The sequence below is a fragment of the Pseudoalteromonas sp. SWYJZ98 genome (assembly GCF_015864495.1).
Lineage (GTDB): Bacteria > Pseudomonadota > Gammaproteobacteria > Enterobacterales > Alteromonadaceae > Pseudoalteromonas > Pseudoalteromonas distincta.
Map to the genome: position 1 here is coordinate 1 of NZ_JADYXA010000038.1, position 14,515 is coordinate 14,515.

A 14,515-nucleotide genomic window follows, 5' to 3' on the forward strand; every position below is an offset into this window, starting at 1 on the left:
CAATGCCAATCCATAACTGGAATCTGACATTGTCGCAATTGGCCATCCACTTCGAAGGTAGATTAGATGGTGTGCTAGATATTTAGCAATTTAGGCTGACACAGAATTCTGAACGCCCTCCGTGTCCGACTTTAGCGACTTGTTAGGTGGTTTTTTATATATCAAACTTCATATGAGTAATTGAAGTGGTGTTTATCGAGATTAATATCTCTAGAATGGTAGAAAGATCTTTAATGTTAGTTTCATCACGACTTTTCTTAGAGTATTTCGTTAATAATTTAGAAAAACCATTTATTAATTGATTTCTGATTTCCTCTAAATGTATCCTCTCGATCTTTTCTCCTTCACCATCATGGCCTTCAGGGATAATATCCTCCACATCATTTATTTGGTCAAGATATTCTATTTGCAAAATATCATGCCAAAGCTTTTTACCTACTCTAACCGATTTTTTACAATCAAAGTTTTCATAAAAGTCTATTTCCATTTTTCATTCCTCTTCCCAATCAACATCTAAATCTTCAGCTTCAACATTTTCGAAATAAACTATTTGATTATCATCAAAGATTGCTTTAGCTCCGCGTGTGATTTTATGCCCTGATACAACAGCTTTAGCTTTCTGTTTTACTATTTTTCTTGCAGTCGTTGTCCCAACTCCTTCTCGATGAACTTTTATTTCTATAAAATCATCTTCATTAGCCATTATTTACTCACTTATTCTTTTCTTCTAATTTATCAGACATAATTACCATTAGTTTTTCAAAATCTTTTTTACTTACTCGAACATCTCCCCTCTTGTCATTACCCTCAGTTGCTTCGACATCCAAACCTTTAGATTTCCCTAACTTTTCGATAGCATCAACTAAATCTTCGTGTTTAAGAGTAGACTCTGCGGCTTTTCGAGCTGAACTCATTTTCTTTTTCATATTTACCCTATTTTAGCGCACTTAGCTTACTTTTATGCTCTTCAAAATCCAACTTTGACGAATCAGAAAGCTTAAAAGATGACTTAACAAATTTTTGATCTATATTCACACCAACGAGCTTTTCCAACAATATATTTTGCATAACCAAACAGACGTCATATGCCGTGAGGTTTTTCTCATTAACTATTTCATGTAATTCAACATAATCTATATTTCCCACAATTTCCAAATCAGAAAATATTGGCTTTAACCAACATTTAAAATCTTCCACATTAATATTATTCTCTATGGGTAATTTGATAGAAAATCGCCTTTTAACGGCTGTATCTATCAATGAAAACATGTTTGTTGTCGTAGTGATGATGGGCGTAAATTTATATTTTTTAGATTGAATTCTGTCAATTTCTTTTATAAATGTATTAACAAGTCTTTTAACCCCTGATGACTCATTACTTATATATCGTGAACAAAGAACAGCATCTACATCATCAAAGTGAAGAAAGACTTTTTCTTCATTCTCAGATGACTCTTCAACTTGTTCAAAAAATAATTTTAATTGCTGTGATGACTTACCCAAATCTTTATCTAATAAAAGTTCCAAACTTAAGCTGAAATATTTAAAATCATCACACTGCAAGCCAAGAGATACATTTTTTAACAGCGTTGTTTTTCCAGTTCCAGGAGAGCCATAGAGCATAATTGTTGGATTAAATTTATATAGTTCCCTTTTATGTTCCCAATCATTTGACCACACTAACTGACAAAATTTTAGTAACTTATCATATTCATTATTAAGCCCGTATAATGGAGTTTGATCATAATCACTTAATTTATTTTCAGTAAAAAACACACTCATATCACTTATCTCTAATTATTGATTTAATATGTTACCTCCATGTAATTTGGTAACAGTAGTTAATAGGTTACAAACATTCACCACCTAACAGCTTATTGAACCCCACTTTGGGGGGGATAACACACCAAAACGGCGTATACTACGTTGTTCGATATTCACACAAAACAACTCTACTAGTAACAACTAGCTACAAGAGTTATTCAATGCCTTTGTAATTTAACCCCAAAACGACTTTTAATAATTTTATGGGACAAAAATTACATGGCTGTATTTATACACAGCCATTAATTAATTCTTTTTTTATTCACCCAAACCTTTAACTAAACGATTTATAAAATTACCATTCATTTTTAAACCTTGTATCTCTCTCACAAGGGTTACCATCTCTATCGCCATCCATTTTTGTATTTGGGCAGTTATTAATAAAAAATACAGCCTCTGCTCGTGAAGTCATTTGGCTGCAGTGCTGCCTACCATCACACGTAAAATTATGGGTGTTTTTTGGTATCACTATTTTCGGGTATTGCGCATCAAAGGTGGCTAAATCGGCGTTGGTAATAACGTGAGTATGGTTATTAAATTTCTCGTTAGTTTTATAATGGTTGTATTTATTTACTGCGATAAAGCCAAGCACGACGATAATGCTAATTGAAGCAACTTTACCTAAAAAGCTACTGGCAAAGTTAGATTTAGCAATGCGATGCGGCTGTTGATTGTGTTTTTGGTAAGGGGCTTTAAGCTCTGTAACGCCTTCTATGCGGCAGTTAACTGCTTTGGTTTTACCGTCGGGCTGCGTTGCAACTTCAAAATAAATGGTGTCGCCAACTTTAGGCTTGCGGCTCATGTGTTTGAGCGCTGATATGTGTATAAATGTGTCGTGTTCTAGGGTGTCTGATTTAATAAAACCAAAACCTTTGTCGGTTTTCCACGACTTTAACAATCCTTTGTTCATATATCCACCTGCCCTGCTTAAGCTGCGTTTTACGCAAATTCCATTTAGTTAACACTTTTTATTATACGTTCCTAAATTAAAACCATGCAACCAAATATTCATGTTGCGTTAATTTTTACGCTTTACCTAATAAAATAAACTCAAAATAAACGTGCTAAAAACAACTAAAACTCAACTTATTTTATTTATAATTTGCGGTCAAATGTCCTTTAATTCACATCAACCATTACGCACTCACCTACCAACTTAACAGCTTGTTTACACTAGGTTTTGTCATTAGTTATTTCTATCTAAATTAACCTTTTTTAGTACGATTTTTCATTCGTTATTTACTTAATTTATCTATACAATCCACACCTTATTTTTACGCACGTATTTTAAGTGATTATCTCATGTTACTAACCGTTGTTTATATTATTGGTATTACCGCAGAAGCCATGACCGGCGCACTTAGCGCAGGACGAATGAAAATGGATTGGTTTGGCGTAGTGCTAGTAGCCAGCGCCACGGCAATTGGCGGTGGTAGCGTACGAGATATATTACTAGGCAATTACCCGCTTACGTGGGTACAACACCCAGAGTATTTATTAATTACCTGTATTGCAGGTATTGTCACTACGTGGCTGGCTAAATGGGTAGTTAAATTTAAAGGCATATTTATGCGCCTAGACGCCCTGGGTTTAGCTGCCTTTAGTATTATTGGCTGCCAAGTGGGGCTAAATATGGGGCTGCATTATGGAATTTGTGTAGTGGCTGCGGTTGTTACTGGCGTATTTGGTGGGTTACTGCGTGATTTAATATGCCGCCAAGCGCCGCTTGTATTACATAACGAGCTATACGCGAGTGTATCGTTACTTGTTGCCTGTTTATACTTAGCGCTGCACCATTATAATATTGATGACAACATCAGCATTATTGTAAGCCTTGTTGCAGGCTATTTAATACGTATGGCATCAATACGCTTTAAATGGCGCTTACCTACCTTTAGTTTATTAGAGCAGCACGCTAAATAAAAATAACCTTCAATACAAAATAAGGCAGGTAATATACCTGCCTTAGTTAATATAACTATTAGCGTATTAATTTAATGCCCGCTTACATCGCTTAACCCGCTGTTATTTTGCTTAAGTACACTAAAAACTGCCGTCGGTTTCTAGCACTACGGCGGCTACATCTTCAATGGCTAATATACCAGCACCACGAATAGCAGCGCGAATTTCTGATTTTGTTACGCGCTGCGATTTAAGTGCAGCCGTGCAGTATTCACCATCACTCAGTAAAAGCGTGGGCTCTGCTTTTATAAGCGCTGCAAATTTTGACGAGCGCACACTAAGCCATGTGATAACATATTGCAGCCCAATTAATACTACAAAGGCAAGTATGCCCTCAAACAGCGGTACACTTTTTGAAATAACCACCGACGCTAATATAGAGCCCAGCGCAATGGTGACTATAAAGTCGAACACGTTCCACTTTGAAAGCGTACGTTTACCCGATACGCGCAGCCAAAACACCAGTGCAATATAACCCAGTACGCCTATTGTAAGTACACGTAATAACCCCTGAATATCATCGTAAAACATAATGGCTCCTTTTTTGTAAGTGCTCGTTATTTACTTACATTTTTTAATCTAATTAATTGCTTAATACCTAAAAACGTACCAAGTGGAATAAATAAAATCCACAGGTAGGCATAAAATTTTGAAATATTTATAAACATGGCTGAGCTGTTTATGTTTAACCTACTATTTAGCACGTACGTATTTATAAAAAGCCCAATTAAAGCAGGAATAATTTGTATAAGTGATACAACAATGGCTGATGAAATATGCCCCGCGATTAACTTAGGATCGCCACCAGCAAATACTGTATACGCATTATAAAACCCACTAAAAAAACTCGTGAGTGCGAGTAATAAAAAAGCCTGTAATATTAGACTTAGTAAAGGTAAAAGTGTTTTCAAAAAAACGTCCTAGTTTGTGTTAATAATATGCACAAGAGATGTTTAACAGCCCATTAGTTTTAATTATACGCTTTGCAAATACTGTGCAAGTAATTTAAAGCCAATTATAACGCGTTGAATTACCAAGAATGGTTTTAATTTAAGTGGGGGTTGATTATGATGGAGCACGTAATACTTACACCCTTTTTTATAATTTTCAGTAAGGATCACCATGTCTAACTATAACGAATCTCCAGAACAAGTTGAACAGGCCACTCAGGGCTTTGTTATGCAACAAACTATGTTACGTATTAAAGATCCAAAGCCGTCGCTTGAATTTTACCAAAATGTATTAGGTATGAAGCTGTTAGGTAAGTATGATTTTCCTGGTATGAAGTTTACGCTTTACTTTTTAGGCTACGAGCAAGAATTGCCACAAGGTGATGATAAAACTAAAGCAGAATGGGTGTTTCGTCGCCCTGCGCTAATTGAGCTTACCCATAACTGGGGCACTGAAAGCGACGACAGCTTTGAGGGATACCACAGTGGTAACCAAGAACCAAAAGGCTTTGGCCATATTGGTATTAGTGTACCGGATGTTTACGAAGCCTGTGAGCGCTTTGCAAAATACGATGTTGAGTTTGTAAAAAAACCAGATGATGGCTCAATGAAAGGCTTAGCATTTATTAAAGACCCTGACGGCTACTGGATTGAAATACTATCTGCCGAAGGAATTACTGAGATTATTCTTTCTCAGTAATAATAAGCTGCTGTAAAAAGATCTTAGTTGTAATCTCCACCAGCAACTAATTACCAATTTAGAACCACTGGTTTTGTTACCTTGCTTTTAAGCGAGGTAACCCATTTAAAACGTTTTAGGTAATTAGTTACCCGCCCCGCTGTATTGTAAGCATAAAAGGAGATTTAAATGCTCATTGGCATCATAGAAGATCATCAATTAGTAAGAGACAGCTTTAAAAAGCTTTTAGAGTTACAACCAGATTGGAAAGTAATTATTGAAGCCTGCAGCGTAACAGAAGCCAAGCTGGCTGTAGAGCTTGAACAACCTGATATATTTATTGTTGATATATCGCTTAACGGGACTGAAACCGGCCTTTCTTTTTTATCGTACCTTGAAGGGTCTTTCCCGCATATTAAAAGTATTGTTGCCTCCATGCACGACCACGAACCTTATGTAAGCAATGCTTTGCGATTAGGTGCTTTGGGTTATGTGTCTAAACGTTCTGCCTCTGATGAGCTAATAGATGCAGTTAAAGCGGTCGCTTTAGGTAAAAGATACATTAGCGAAGACGTAAATTTTTCGATGAGTAGCGAAAATTTAGCATTAACGGTGCTTACTAACAGAGAGCTTGAAGCCCTTCCGTTATTTTCTAAGGGGTTAAACGCTAAACAAGTTGCGCAAATACTCGAAATAATGCCTAAAACAGCACATGTACACAAAGCAAACATATACAGCAAACTTAATGTTACTACCTCGTTTGAACTGCTAAAAATTGCAATTGATGCGGGAGTAATACAGTTAGATGAACTTACCTAACGTTTCTTCTTTATATAATGTTAGTTTTACTACCGCATACAAAGAGGTAGCTAAACAGTTATTGGTGGGGCTAATTTACTTTATTGCTTCACTCGCCGCTTTTTGGGTTAGCCAAAACCTTGAAACCGTACCCGAAAGCAGCGCGATATTTATTCCCGCAGGCGTAAAAATTGCGTTTTACTTACTCACTCCAACACGCTATTGGCTCACCTTATGGGTTGTCTCGCGCGCTTTAGCTGCACAGCTTGGCTTAACATACAGTGGGGTTTGGGAGTTTGATTTATTTCATGGCTTTTGGCAGGAGCTTTGCTTTATAGCGCTTGTTTGTGTGTTTAAAAATAGCCGTTGGCCGCCAAGCATTAACGACAGCCTAGGTATACTTTCGTTAATACTGCTTTGTGTTGCGAGTACATCTATAAAGTGGTTTTTGTTTGCCAGTGCGTTTGAATTTACAAATGTATTGGTTGCAAAAGAGCTACTGCAATATCAGTTAAACATGTGCTTGGGCGATATTACTGGTTCGTTGTTAATTGCCCCTTTTATTATGTTAATTTACGATTCTAAATACAGTTTTAACACAGTCAGGCTCACTAAGTTATTTGGCCTAGTAGCCACTTTAGTGTGTTTTATATTAATTGTATTTTTTGTCTATGCGGTTCGCCCAGACACCTACCCGCTATTAAGGCTTGCATCGTTATTACCTATAATTTGGTTTTCGTATAAGTATGGCTCGTTAGGCGCTGTAAGCAGTGCAGCGCTAATTAACGCGTTAATAATTGTTGAAGCTAGCATTACGCACGAGCCTAGCAATACCTACATTAGCCAGTTATTTATTTTAGCAAACGCAATTACCAGTATGGTTTTAGGCGCTGCAATTACTGAGCTTAAACGTAAAAACAACGAGTTAAAGCAAACCAATAAAGAGCTTAAAGAGCAGCTAATTCAAAACACGGCGCTGGCTGCCAAAATGGTGTCGGTTCAAGAAAACGAGCGAAAGCATCTTTCGCAAGAGTTGCATGACGAATTAGGGCAAAACCTAACGGCATTAAAAACAGATTTAGCTATTTTGTCGCACCTTAGTAACGATGATACCCAATCGTTTGTGACTACATTAAAAAACAATGCTAATTCGATGTATGACTCTGTTTATCAATTAATGCATTATCTTCGCCCGCGTGAGTTAGATGAACTCGGTTTAGAAAAGGCAATAACACAAGGGCGACTAAAAAGCTTACTGCACAAGGAAAATATTAAGTATCAGCCACAATTTAAGTTAGATAATAGCCTTTCAAAAGATCACGAAATAGCTATTTACCGAATTTGCCAAGAAGCAGTAACCAATTGTATGAAGCACAGCAATGCTAGCAAACTGGTTATAAATATAATAAACAGCGACGAATTTATTGAGTTAACAATTAGCGATAACGGGACTTTAGTAACCCCAACAGATAACTCAGGTCACTACGGTTTAGCGTTTATAGAGGAGCGAACTACAGCATTAGGCGGAACTTTTAAGGTGTTTAAACAAAATGGCTTTACCATTAAAGTAAAGCTGCCTTTGAGTTTTGATAGCGCAATTAACTAGCAAACATGAACTTGTTTGGTATAAAATTTTTGCCTTAATTGGCCTTCGTCAAGGTGGTCGGGATTAACTTGGATCTCGGCTTGATTACCTAATAGCTGTAATAGCATTCCTTTTGATATTAGGTAGTTGCCTAAACTTGATTTTACAATGACTTCTTTGCCTATGGCTTCTTGTAAGCGTGGCGTAGGTAAGCTCGGATGGCTAATTGGTTTTAAGCCCTCAGCTGAGGTAAATAAGTTTATGCAATGCTCTTTAGCTGCAACAATACTTTCGTTTTTACTTTTAATCACATCTACATTATTTAAAAAATGAATTAGTGCTTGGTTAGCCTGATCAAACTCTGCTGATACGTCATCTATATTGTGGGCGGTAGCCCATTTTCGCACAACTATGTATTCGTTTTTTTTAACACGAATTAAGCTTATTGAGGCTCCGGTCATTCTGCTATTCCACTCAATGTGGTAGCAATCAGTTCCTACGCTGTGAAGCAACACGCTCATGCTTCCAAAATCCTTTGTACTTTCATCAATCAAGCTCATTTTCGATCCCTCACTTGCAAGTTACAAGGAGTGTATAAACGATTACTTAAGTAATAAATCATCCATATTCTTAATCGCTCTAGGAAAATGGCTTATATAAATTTTGGATTTAGTGGCTTGCAAGTCAATAACTAATATTACATACAAAAAAGCGAGTGGTTTAGCTAACTGCTAATAATTAATTTGTAAGTGATTTATAGCTTATTTATAAGCCCAGGCATCGGTTATTGTTACTTGGCAATTGTTATAACTGGCCGCTTGTTTTTGCGCAATACCTCTTATCCTAAAGTTTGTAGAGTCATTAGGAAGTATTATTAAGTCTTCGTCGGTTATTGATAGCGTATCGACTAGTGCGTTTTGATCAGTTAAAAAGTCGACCTTAAACTTTATATTTTTAAAGGTGAAGTTTGATTCTTTTTTTACCTGCCCTATGCATGCAACATACAATGCATCGTTTTCATTTTTAGTGTTAATTTGGCTTACATTAGCGATTAAGTTTTTTTGTGCTAGCTTAAAAAAGTAACGATTTTATAACGCAATACAAATAACTGTATATAAATACAGTGCGTGCGATTTTAGCATTTTAACGTAAACATAAAAAAGCCAGCGGTTAAGCTGGCTTAGAATATTTACTAACTTACATAGTTACTTGCGTAGTGCGTCTATTCGCGCATCAAGCGGTGGGTGCGATGAAAACAACTCAGCAACGCCTTTACCACTTGCAATACCAAAGGCCATCATTGAGCCTTCTAATTGCGAAGGATGGTTTTGCTTTAATCGCTCAAGGGCGGAACGCATTTTATCAGCACCAACTAGTTTTGCTGCGCCGCTGTCGGCTGCAAACTCACGTTTACGGCTGTAACTTGCAACCACTATGCTTGCTAGTACACCAAATAATACTTGGAATAACATATCGAATAAGAAGTATGTCCAGCTACTACCGCCCTCTTCTTCATCGCTATTAATAAAGTTATCTACAATGCCTGCCAGTACTTTTGCGGCAAATATTACAAAGGTGTTTACCACGCCTTGTATTAGCGTAAGCGTTACCATGTCGCCGTTAGCCACGTGCGATACTTCGTGGGCAAGTACGGCTTCGGCCTGATCTTTGGTCATGTTGTGCATTAAGCCTGTGCTTACTGCCACTAACGAGTTGTTTTTACTTGGGCCCGTAGCAAACGCGTTCATTTCTGGGCTGTCGTAAATAGCCACTTCTGGCATTTTAATACCTGCTTTTTGTGCTTGCGCAGATACCGTTTGTACAAGCCAATGTTCGGTTTCGTTTCGAGGCTGCGTAATCACATGCGCACCTGTTGATTTTTTAGCGATCCATTTCGACATAAATAACGAAATAAACGATCCACCAAAACCAAATACTGTGGCTATAAGTAAAATTCCGCCTAGGCTACGATGGCTTAAGCCCAGCGCACTGATTATTATTGAAAGCACTACACCTAATACCAACATAACCGCTAGGTTAGTTAATAAAAACAAAAATATACGTTTCATATTGTCCTCACAAAAATAGGTTTGATCACCGAACATAAAATTAAATTAGGTTAAAGCAATCACTGCGCTATGACACACTATGTCATAACGTTAGCGCTATTCTGTGACAAACTATGTCATAACACAAGTGTTATTTATGTGTTTATTGATAATTTTTTTAAGAAGGGTTTTACAGCAAATTTAAGACTAAAGCTTCTCTATAAGTCAGCTTATTACAAGCTGTTATTAAGCTTTGCCATATCAATCGGAAAACCACGCTCGTGTGCCAATATGCGTGCAACTTCGTTAATTTTGTCGCCGCTATTATGTTTAAGGTACGACCATTGATGGGTACTACGGTGATGATTTACAGCAGGATCGCTACTTATTATTCCTAATTTTATAAACTCACCCACTATTTGATCTGCCGCTATTAACGTTGACGATGCTTTTACATTTTCGGCCCGTGCGTAACTAATATGCGAATATAAGCTTACATCGGCTACGCGCAAGGTGTCGTCATCACCTGGAATTTGTTGCCCGCCATACAAGGCATTATTTTGTGTGCTAGCAGTTTTAAACGCAGGGACAAACTCGGCTACATAATCAATTGCTGTTTGGGTACGTGTTTGCAATGCTGCTTTGTCCCAACCATCTTTAATATAATGAAGGTACTTATTGGGAAGTTTAGGTTGTGCGCTCATTGGCGTTGCATCAGCTAACCCATCATTAAACAATGTAATGTTGTTAGTCATGCCATGTATTTGAAAATACCCGTTAGGGTAAGGCGTTAGTTGCGCCATGCCCTCTGGCGTGCCACGGTTACCATAAATAATAATTTCGGGTATTTGCCCACCAGCACCTTGCCAATGAGTAATGTAAGAGGCTTTAAATTCAACCATGCGTTTTACATCTACACCAACCAGGTCGTCAATAATACCGGTTTGAAAACCACACGCATTAATTAGGTAATCTACCTCAATGGTTTGTGTATCAGATTGTTCATCAAGGCTTGGCTCTGATTGGTATTCAATGCACCACTTATGTGTTTGCTTATCTTTATTGGTATTTATAACTGGCGATACATTTTTAACACTGGTGCTTGTTAAAACGTGAGCGTGTTTGTACTGTGCAAGAGCGAGTTGTGCACTGGCCGATAAACGAAAAATATTCCAGCCATATTCTTGTGCAACAATTAGCGGAAACTTTAGCTTCTCTAAATCTAAATGCTTAGCCACGGGTATCATCCACTCATCTAACGACGTGGGCTTGGCTACTTGTTTTTGCTTAGCAAGCTTTAGCATTTGATCATAACTATATAACTGATAATAATGCTCTGGCTCGCCTAACACTTTATTAGCACTGTCTTGCTCTACAAGCTCGCTGTAGGCTTTTACTAATTTATTTAAACGCGGAAATAAATCTTCCGGTGAGTCGTCATCGCGCTTAGGCACTGCAAATACTGTGGGGCGAACATCTATGGTGTGAGGATAAAGGCGAGCAATATCTATACATTGCTTGAGTAAATCTATGCAGTCTTCGTCGGGTATTTCACGATATAAGTTGCCACCTGCATGCAAATGGCACATTGGAGGGCCATCAATTAACGACTTTTTCTTTTCAAGCACATAAGTCTCTAACCCTAACGCAGCAAGTCTAATGGCTATTGTGGCGCCAGCTGTGCCTCCACCTATTATACCTACGCGTTTTTTAGGTAAGCCATAGTTTAGTGCTTTTGGCTCAGCGCTTACGTGCGCATCAGGGGCGTAGTTTTCAATAAATGGGGGCGTCATATAGTCGTTATATCCTTAGTAACATTGTCTTTAAGCAAGCTATGTATTTATAAACATTTATATGTGTACTAAGGCTGACTATTTCAAGATTTACCTAAAAAAGTAACTTTTTTTTAAAACCACTTAAGTGTTTATAGATAACTCACTAAGCAAGCCTTTGTATATTTGTAACTTAGGAGTTTGCTCGCTGTATGGGCTTATAGCAAGTATTGGAAACGGCAAACGTGCTTTAAGTGAATCAAGATTTGCTTGGTATTCGTCCATGTTTTTATCGACTTGGTTTGCAATCCAGCCAACGCAGCTTATTCCCATACTTTGCATATGCGCAGCGGTTAGTAATGCATGATTTAAGCAACCTAGCTTCATGCCAACAACGAGTATTACCGGCAGTTGCTCTGCTTTAACCCAGTCGTACAAATAATCGTTTTTATTAATTGGTAATGCCCAGCCACCAGCGCCTTCAGTAAGTATGTAATTAGCGCCCTTTTGTTTTACGTTTTTATAAGCATCACTTAGTTTATCAATAGTAATACTAACTCCAACTTGCTCAGCAGCTATGTGCGGCGCAATAGGGGGTGCAAACGCAAACGGATTTACTACGTCGTATTTAGCGCTCACTGTTGCGCTTTCCATTAGTATAAGGGCATCGGTGTTTACTAGTTGATCGAACGCCATTTCGCAGCCAGCAGCAAGGGGCTTAAAGCCAATAGCTTGTTTTTTATGTTGGGCAAGTAACTTTAATAGCAAACTGGTAACGTGGGTTTTTCCGGCATCGGTGTCGGTGCCTGTTATAAAAAATTCTTTCATGCGTTGCCTTTAATGCCTTTGGGCTTATTTAATGTTTTTGTAATGATAACAGCACCACATGATAAGACACACATGCTTTATTATTTATAAGCGGATACGCACTGCATACTTTTTGTAGCGCCGATTTAGTAAGTAGCCCTTGACGCGTATTGGTATGATTTTGCGTGGTAGCCCCAATAGCCTTAATAGAGGCAATAGCTTTTAAAGGTGTTGTGTATTCATCGGTGTAAATACGTTTTTTAGCGCTGTTAATAATAAACCCTGTATTTTGGACTGATTGGTTTATATGCAATTCACTATTAAAGGTATTTATGTGGCTGTTTGAATCAAGCGCGGCAAAGGCTGTTTTTATTTCGTTAAGTGAGCCCTCTACCACAGTGCTTATGTACGCCCGCCCGCCTGGTTTTAATATGTTGTAAAGTGATTGCATTAAAGCCGAAAAATTAGCAGACCACTGCACTGCAAAGTTACTGTAAATAACATCAACACTGTTTGCTTGTAGCGGTAAGTTATCCATATCGGCGCATATTTTGGGTGTGGTTAAATCACTACTTTGCAGCATGTTTAAGCTCAAATCCATGGCAATAACGCTTGCAAACATACTTTGTAAGCGTTGTGTATTAACAAGCGGGCCTGCGCCTAAATCAACACAAAGCTTATTTTTATTAATGCCTGGTTTTATTAGCGCAAATAGATCGCTCGCTGCGTGTTTTTGTACATTTGCATGAGTGTTATAACGCGCTGCCGCCTTTGAAAATTTACTTTGTGTAGACTTTTTAAGCTCCTTATTTAGCTCCTTATTTAGCTCCTTGCTTAAATCCTTGTTTAACTCTCTATTTGAATCGCTACCCACTAGGCACGGTTTTACAAGTTGTGTTTGCACTAGCTCTGTTTTTAATACTGGCTGAGCAGTCATGCTATTGCACCTACTAAATGCTTAACTAAGTGCGTTATGTCGTGCTCGGAATGTGCAGCGGTTAAAGTAATGCGTAAACGTGAGGTGTTATGTGCCACCGTGGGCGGACGGATAGCGGTAAGCCAAATACCTTGTTGTTTAAGTTTATCTGCCGCTTGCAACGTTTGCTCAGCGCAGCCTAATACAATGGGCTGTATGGCTGTGTTTGATTTCATTACTGCAATATTATGGGTTTTAGCGAGTTGCTTAAATAACGCAATATTGGCATTTAGCTTATCGCGTTTATCATCAGCTGTTTTTATGCTTTTAATACGCGCAAGTGTGTGGCTTGCCATAAGCGGCGACATAGCAGTTGAATACGTGTAATCGCGATTAAATTGCAGCATGTAATCAATAAACTGTTTACTGCCTAATACACACGCGCCACTACTAGCCACTGCTTTACCAAAGGTAATAACTAATATATCTGGCAGCGTTTGAGTAATAAACGCTTCGCAACTACCCAAACCGGTTCTACCTAATGCACCAAAGCCGTGTGCGTCGTCAATCATTAGCCATGCGTTGTGCTGTTTTGCAAGTGCGAGTAATTCTTTAAGAGGAGCGGTATCGCCATCCATCGAAAACACACCTTCGCTTATAATTAGCTTGTTTTGCGCTTTTGATTTTTCGAGCCGTGAACGTAAATGGTTCATATCATTGTGATTAAAACGCACTAATGCCGCGTTTGAGTGCATAGCCCCGTCAATCAAACTTGCATGATTTAACTTATCTTGAAAAATAGCGCTGTTTTGTGCAGCCGCTTTATCTTGAAACAACGCTTTAATTACGCTGCTATTAGCGCTAAACCCTGAGTTAAATAACATAGCAGCGCCATAACCGAACTGCTCGCATAAATATTGTTCAAGCGCTTTTTGCTGCGCCTGATAACCTGTAACCAATGCTGAGCTGTGACTCCCTAATGCGTGGGAGTCATTAAGGTTAACAGCCTCATCACCAAAGCCTAAGTAGTCGTTACTGGCAAAGTTAAGGTAGGTTTTATTATTAACCGTTATGGTGCGCGCTGTTGCATGTTGTACTACGTGGCGTTTACGAAGTAACGCATCTTGCAGGCGAGCCTGCAGATGCGTATTTATAAAATCAAAAGGCATAGATA

The 14,515-nt window shown here is 38.2% G+C and carries 18 protein-coding genes; 4 read left to right on the plus strand and 14 right to left on the minus strand.

Annotated elements, in window-relative coordinates; genetic code table 11:
• Positions 1 to 154: 154 nt before the first annotated feature.
• The 5 genes from I6F10_RS16330 to I6F10_RS16350 all read right to left on the minus strand — a co-directional run bounded on the left by I6F10_RS16330 (position 155) and on the right by I6F10_RS16350 (position 2,734).
• The gene (locus I6F10_RS16330) at positions 155 to 487 is read right to left on the minus strand and encodes a hypothetical protein (protein ID WP_165744402.1); all 333 of its coding nucleotides are present in this window, start codon (positions 485 to 487) and stop codon (positions 155 to 157) included.
• Between the two features lie 3 nt (positions 488 to 490).
• Positions 491 to 703, minus strand: a complete 213-nt coding sequence (locus I6F10_RS16335) for a hypothetical protein (RefSeq protein WP_165744403.1) — start codon at positions 701 to 703, stop codon at positions 491 to 493.
• A gap of 7 nt (positions 704 to 710) precedes the next feature.
• Complete coding sequence (locus I6F10_RS16340; protein ID WP_165744404.1) at positions 711 to 926, minus strand: hypothetical protein; 216 nt, start codon at positions 924 to 926, stop codon at positions 711 to 713.
• 7 nt (positions 927 to 933) lie between these two features.
• On the minus strand, positions 934 to 1,782 hold the full coding sequence (locus tag I6F10_RS16345) for an ATP-binding protein (RefSeq protein WP_165744405.1): 849 nt from the start codon (positions 1,780 to 1,782) through the stop codon (positions 934 to 936).
• 337 nt (positions 1,783 to 2,119) lie between these two features.
• Positions 2,120 to 2,734 carry a cold shock domain-containing protein gene (locus I6F10_RS16350; protein WP_165744406.1) on the minus strand — a complete coding sequence of 205 codons (615 nt, stop codon included), beginning with the start codon at positions 2,732 to 2,734 and terminating at the stop codon, positions 2,120 to 2,122.
• Positions 2,735 to 3,126: 392 nt separating this feature from the next.
• Here I6F10_RS16350 and I6F10_RS16355 point away from each other — a divergent pair, with 392 nt between their 5' ends.
• A complete protein-coding gene (locus I6F10_RS16355; RefSeq protein WP_007586765.1) occupies positions 3,127 to 3,747 on the plus strand; it encodes a trimeric intracellular cation channel family protein in 621 nt (206 codons plus the stop codon).
• Positions 3,748 to 3,867: 120 nt separating this feature from the next.
• Here I6F10_RS16355 and I6F10_RS16360 read toward each other — a convergent pair whose 3' ends face one another.
• Positions 3,868 to 4,317: a DUF421 domain-containing protein gene (locus tag I6F10_RS16360; protein WP_231619988.1), complete on the minus strand. Its 450-nt coding sequence runs from the start codon at positions 4,315 to 4,317 to the stop codon at positions 3,868 to 3,870.
• A gap of 26 nt (positions 4,318 to 4,343) precedes the next feature.
• Positions 4,344 to 4,697 carry a hypothetical protein gene (locus I6F10_RS16365; protein WP_165744408.1) on the minus strand — a complete coding sequence of 118 codons (354 nt, stop codon included), beginning with the start codon at positions 4,695 to 4,697 and terminating at the stop codon, positions 4,344 to 4,346.
• Positions 4,698 to 4,908: 211 nt separating this feature from the next.
• Between I6F10_RS16365 and gloA the strand changes: the two genes are divergently transcribed.
• From gloA to I6F10_RS16380, 3 genes are all read left to right on the plus strand, one after another.
• Complete coding sequence (gloA, locus tag I6F10_RS16370) at positions 4,909 to 5,436, plus strand: lactoylglutathione lyase (protein ID WP_024589304.1); 528 nt, start codon at positions 4,909 to 4,911, stop codon at positions 5,434 to 5,436.
• 168 nt (positions 5,437 to 5,604) lie between these two features.
• Positions 5,605 to 6,234, plus strand: a complete 630-nt coding sequence (locus tag I6F10_RS16375) for a response regulator transcription factor (protein WP_101163978.1) — start codon at positions 5,605 to 5,607, stop codon at positions 6,232 to 6,234.
• Entirely contained in the window at positions 6,221 to 7,819 is a 1,599-nt protein-coding gene (locus tag I6F10_RS16380; RefSeq protein ID WP_165744409.1) for an MASE1 domain-containing protein, read from the plus strand. Before I6F10_RS16375 ends, I6F10_RS16380 begins: the two co-directional genes overlap by 14 nt.
• Here I6F10_RS16380 and I6F10_RS16385 read toward each other — a convergent pair.
• The 7 genes from I6F10_RS16385 to I6F10_RS16415 all read right to left on the minus strand — a co-directional run bounded on the left by I6F10_RS16385 (position 7,816) and on the right by I6F10_RS16415 (position 14,510).
• A complete protein-coding gene (locus tag I6F10_RS16385) occupies positions 7,816 to 8,358 on the minus strand; it encodes a hypothetical protein (protein WP_165744410.1) in 543 nt (180 codons plus the stop codon). The genes I6F10_RS16380 and I6F10_RS16385 overlap by 4 nt on opposite strands.
• A 201-nt stretch (positions 8,359 to 8,559) precedes the next feature.
• Positions 8,560 to 8,805, minus strand: coding sequence for a hypothetical protein (locus I6F10_RS16390; RefSeq protein WP_231619989.1), 246 nt, complete (start codon positions 8,803 to 8,805; stop codon positions 8,560 to 8,562).
• Between the two features lie 198 nt (positions 8,806 to 9,003).
• Positions 9,004 to 9,867: a protease HtpX gene (gene htpX / locus I6F10_RS16395; RefSeq protein WP_165744411.1), complete on the minus strand. Its 864-nt coding sequence runs from the start codon at positions 9,865 to 9,867 to the stop codon at positions 9,004 to 9,006.
• A 212-nt stretch (positions 9,868 to 10,079) separates the two neighbouring features.
• Complete coding sequence (locus I6F10_RS16400; RefSeq protein WP_165744412.1) at positions 10,080 to 11,639, minus strand: FAD-dependent oxidoreductase; 1,560 nt, start codon at positions 11,637 to 11,639, stop codon at positions 10,080 to 10,082.
• A gap of 123 nt (positions 11,640 to 11,762) precedes the next feature.
• Positions 11,763 to 12,446 (minus strand): dethiobiotin synthase, encoded by a 684-nt coding sequence (gene bioD / locus I6F10_RS16405; protein ID WP_165744413.1) that lies wholly within the window; start codon positions 12,444 to 12,446, stop codon positions 11,763 to 11,765.
• Positions 12,447 to 12,474: 28 nt separating this feature from the next.
• Positions 12,475 to 13,362, minus strand: a complete 888-nt coding sequence (locus tag I6F10_RS16410; protein ID WP_197099135.1) for a methyltransferase domain-containing protein — start codon at positions 13,360 to 13,362, stop codon at positions 12,475 to 12,477.
• Complete coding sequence (locus tag I6F10_RS16415) at positions 13,359 to 14,510, minus strand: aminotransferase class I/II-fold pyridoxal phosphate-dependent enzyme (RefSeq protein ID WP_165744415.1); 1,152 nt, start codon at positions 14,508 to 14,510, stop codon at positions 13,359 to 13,361. The genes I6F10_RS16410 and I6F10_RS16415 overlap by 4 nt, the downstream gene beginning before the upstream one ends.
• Positions 14,511 to 14,515: the final 5 nt, after the last annotated feature.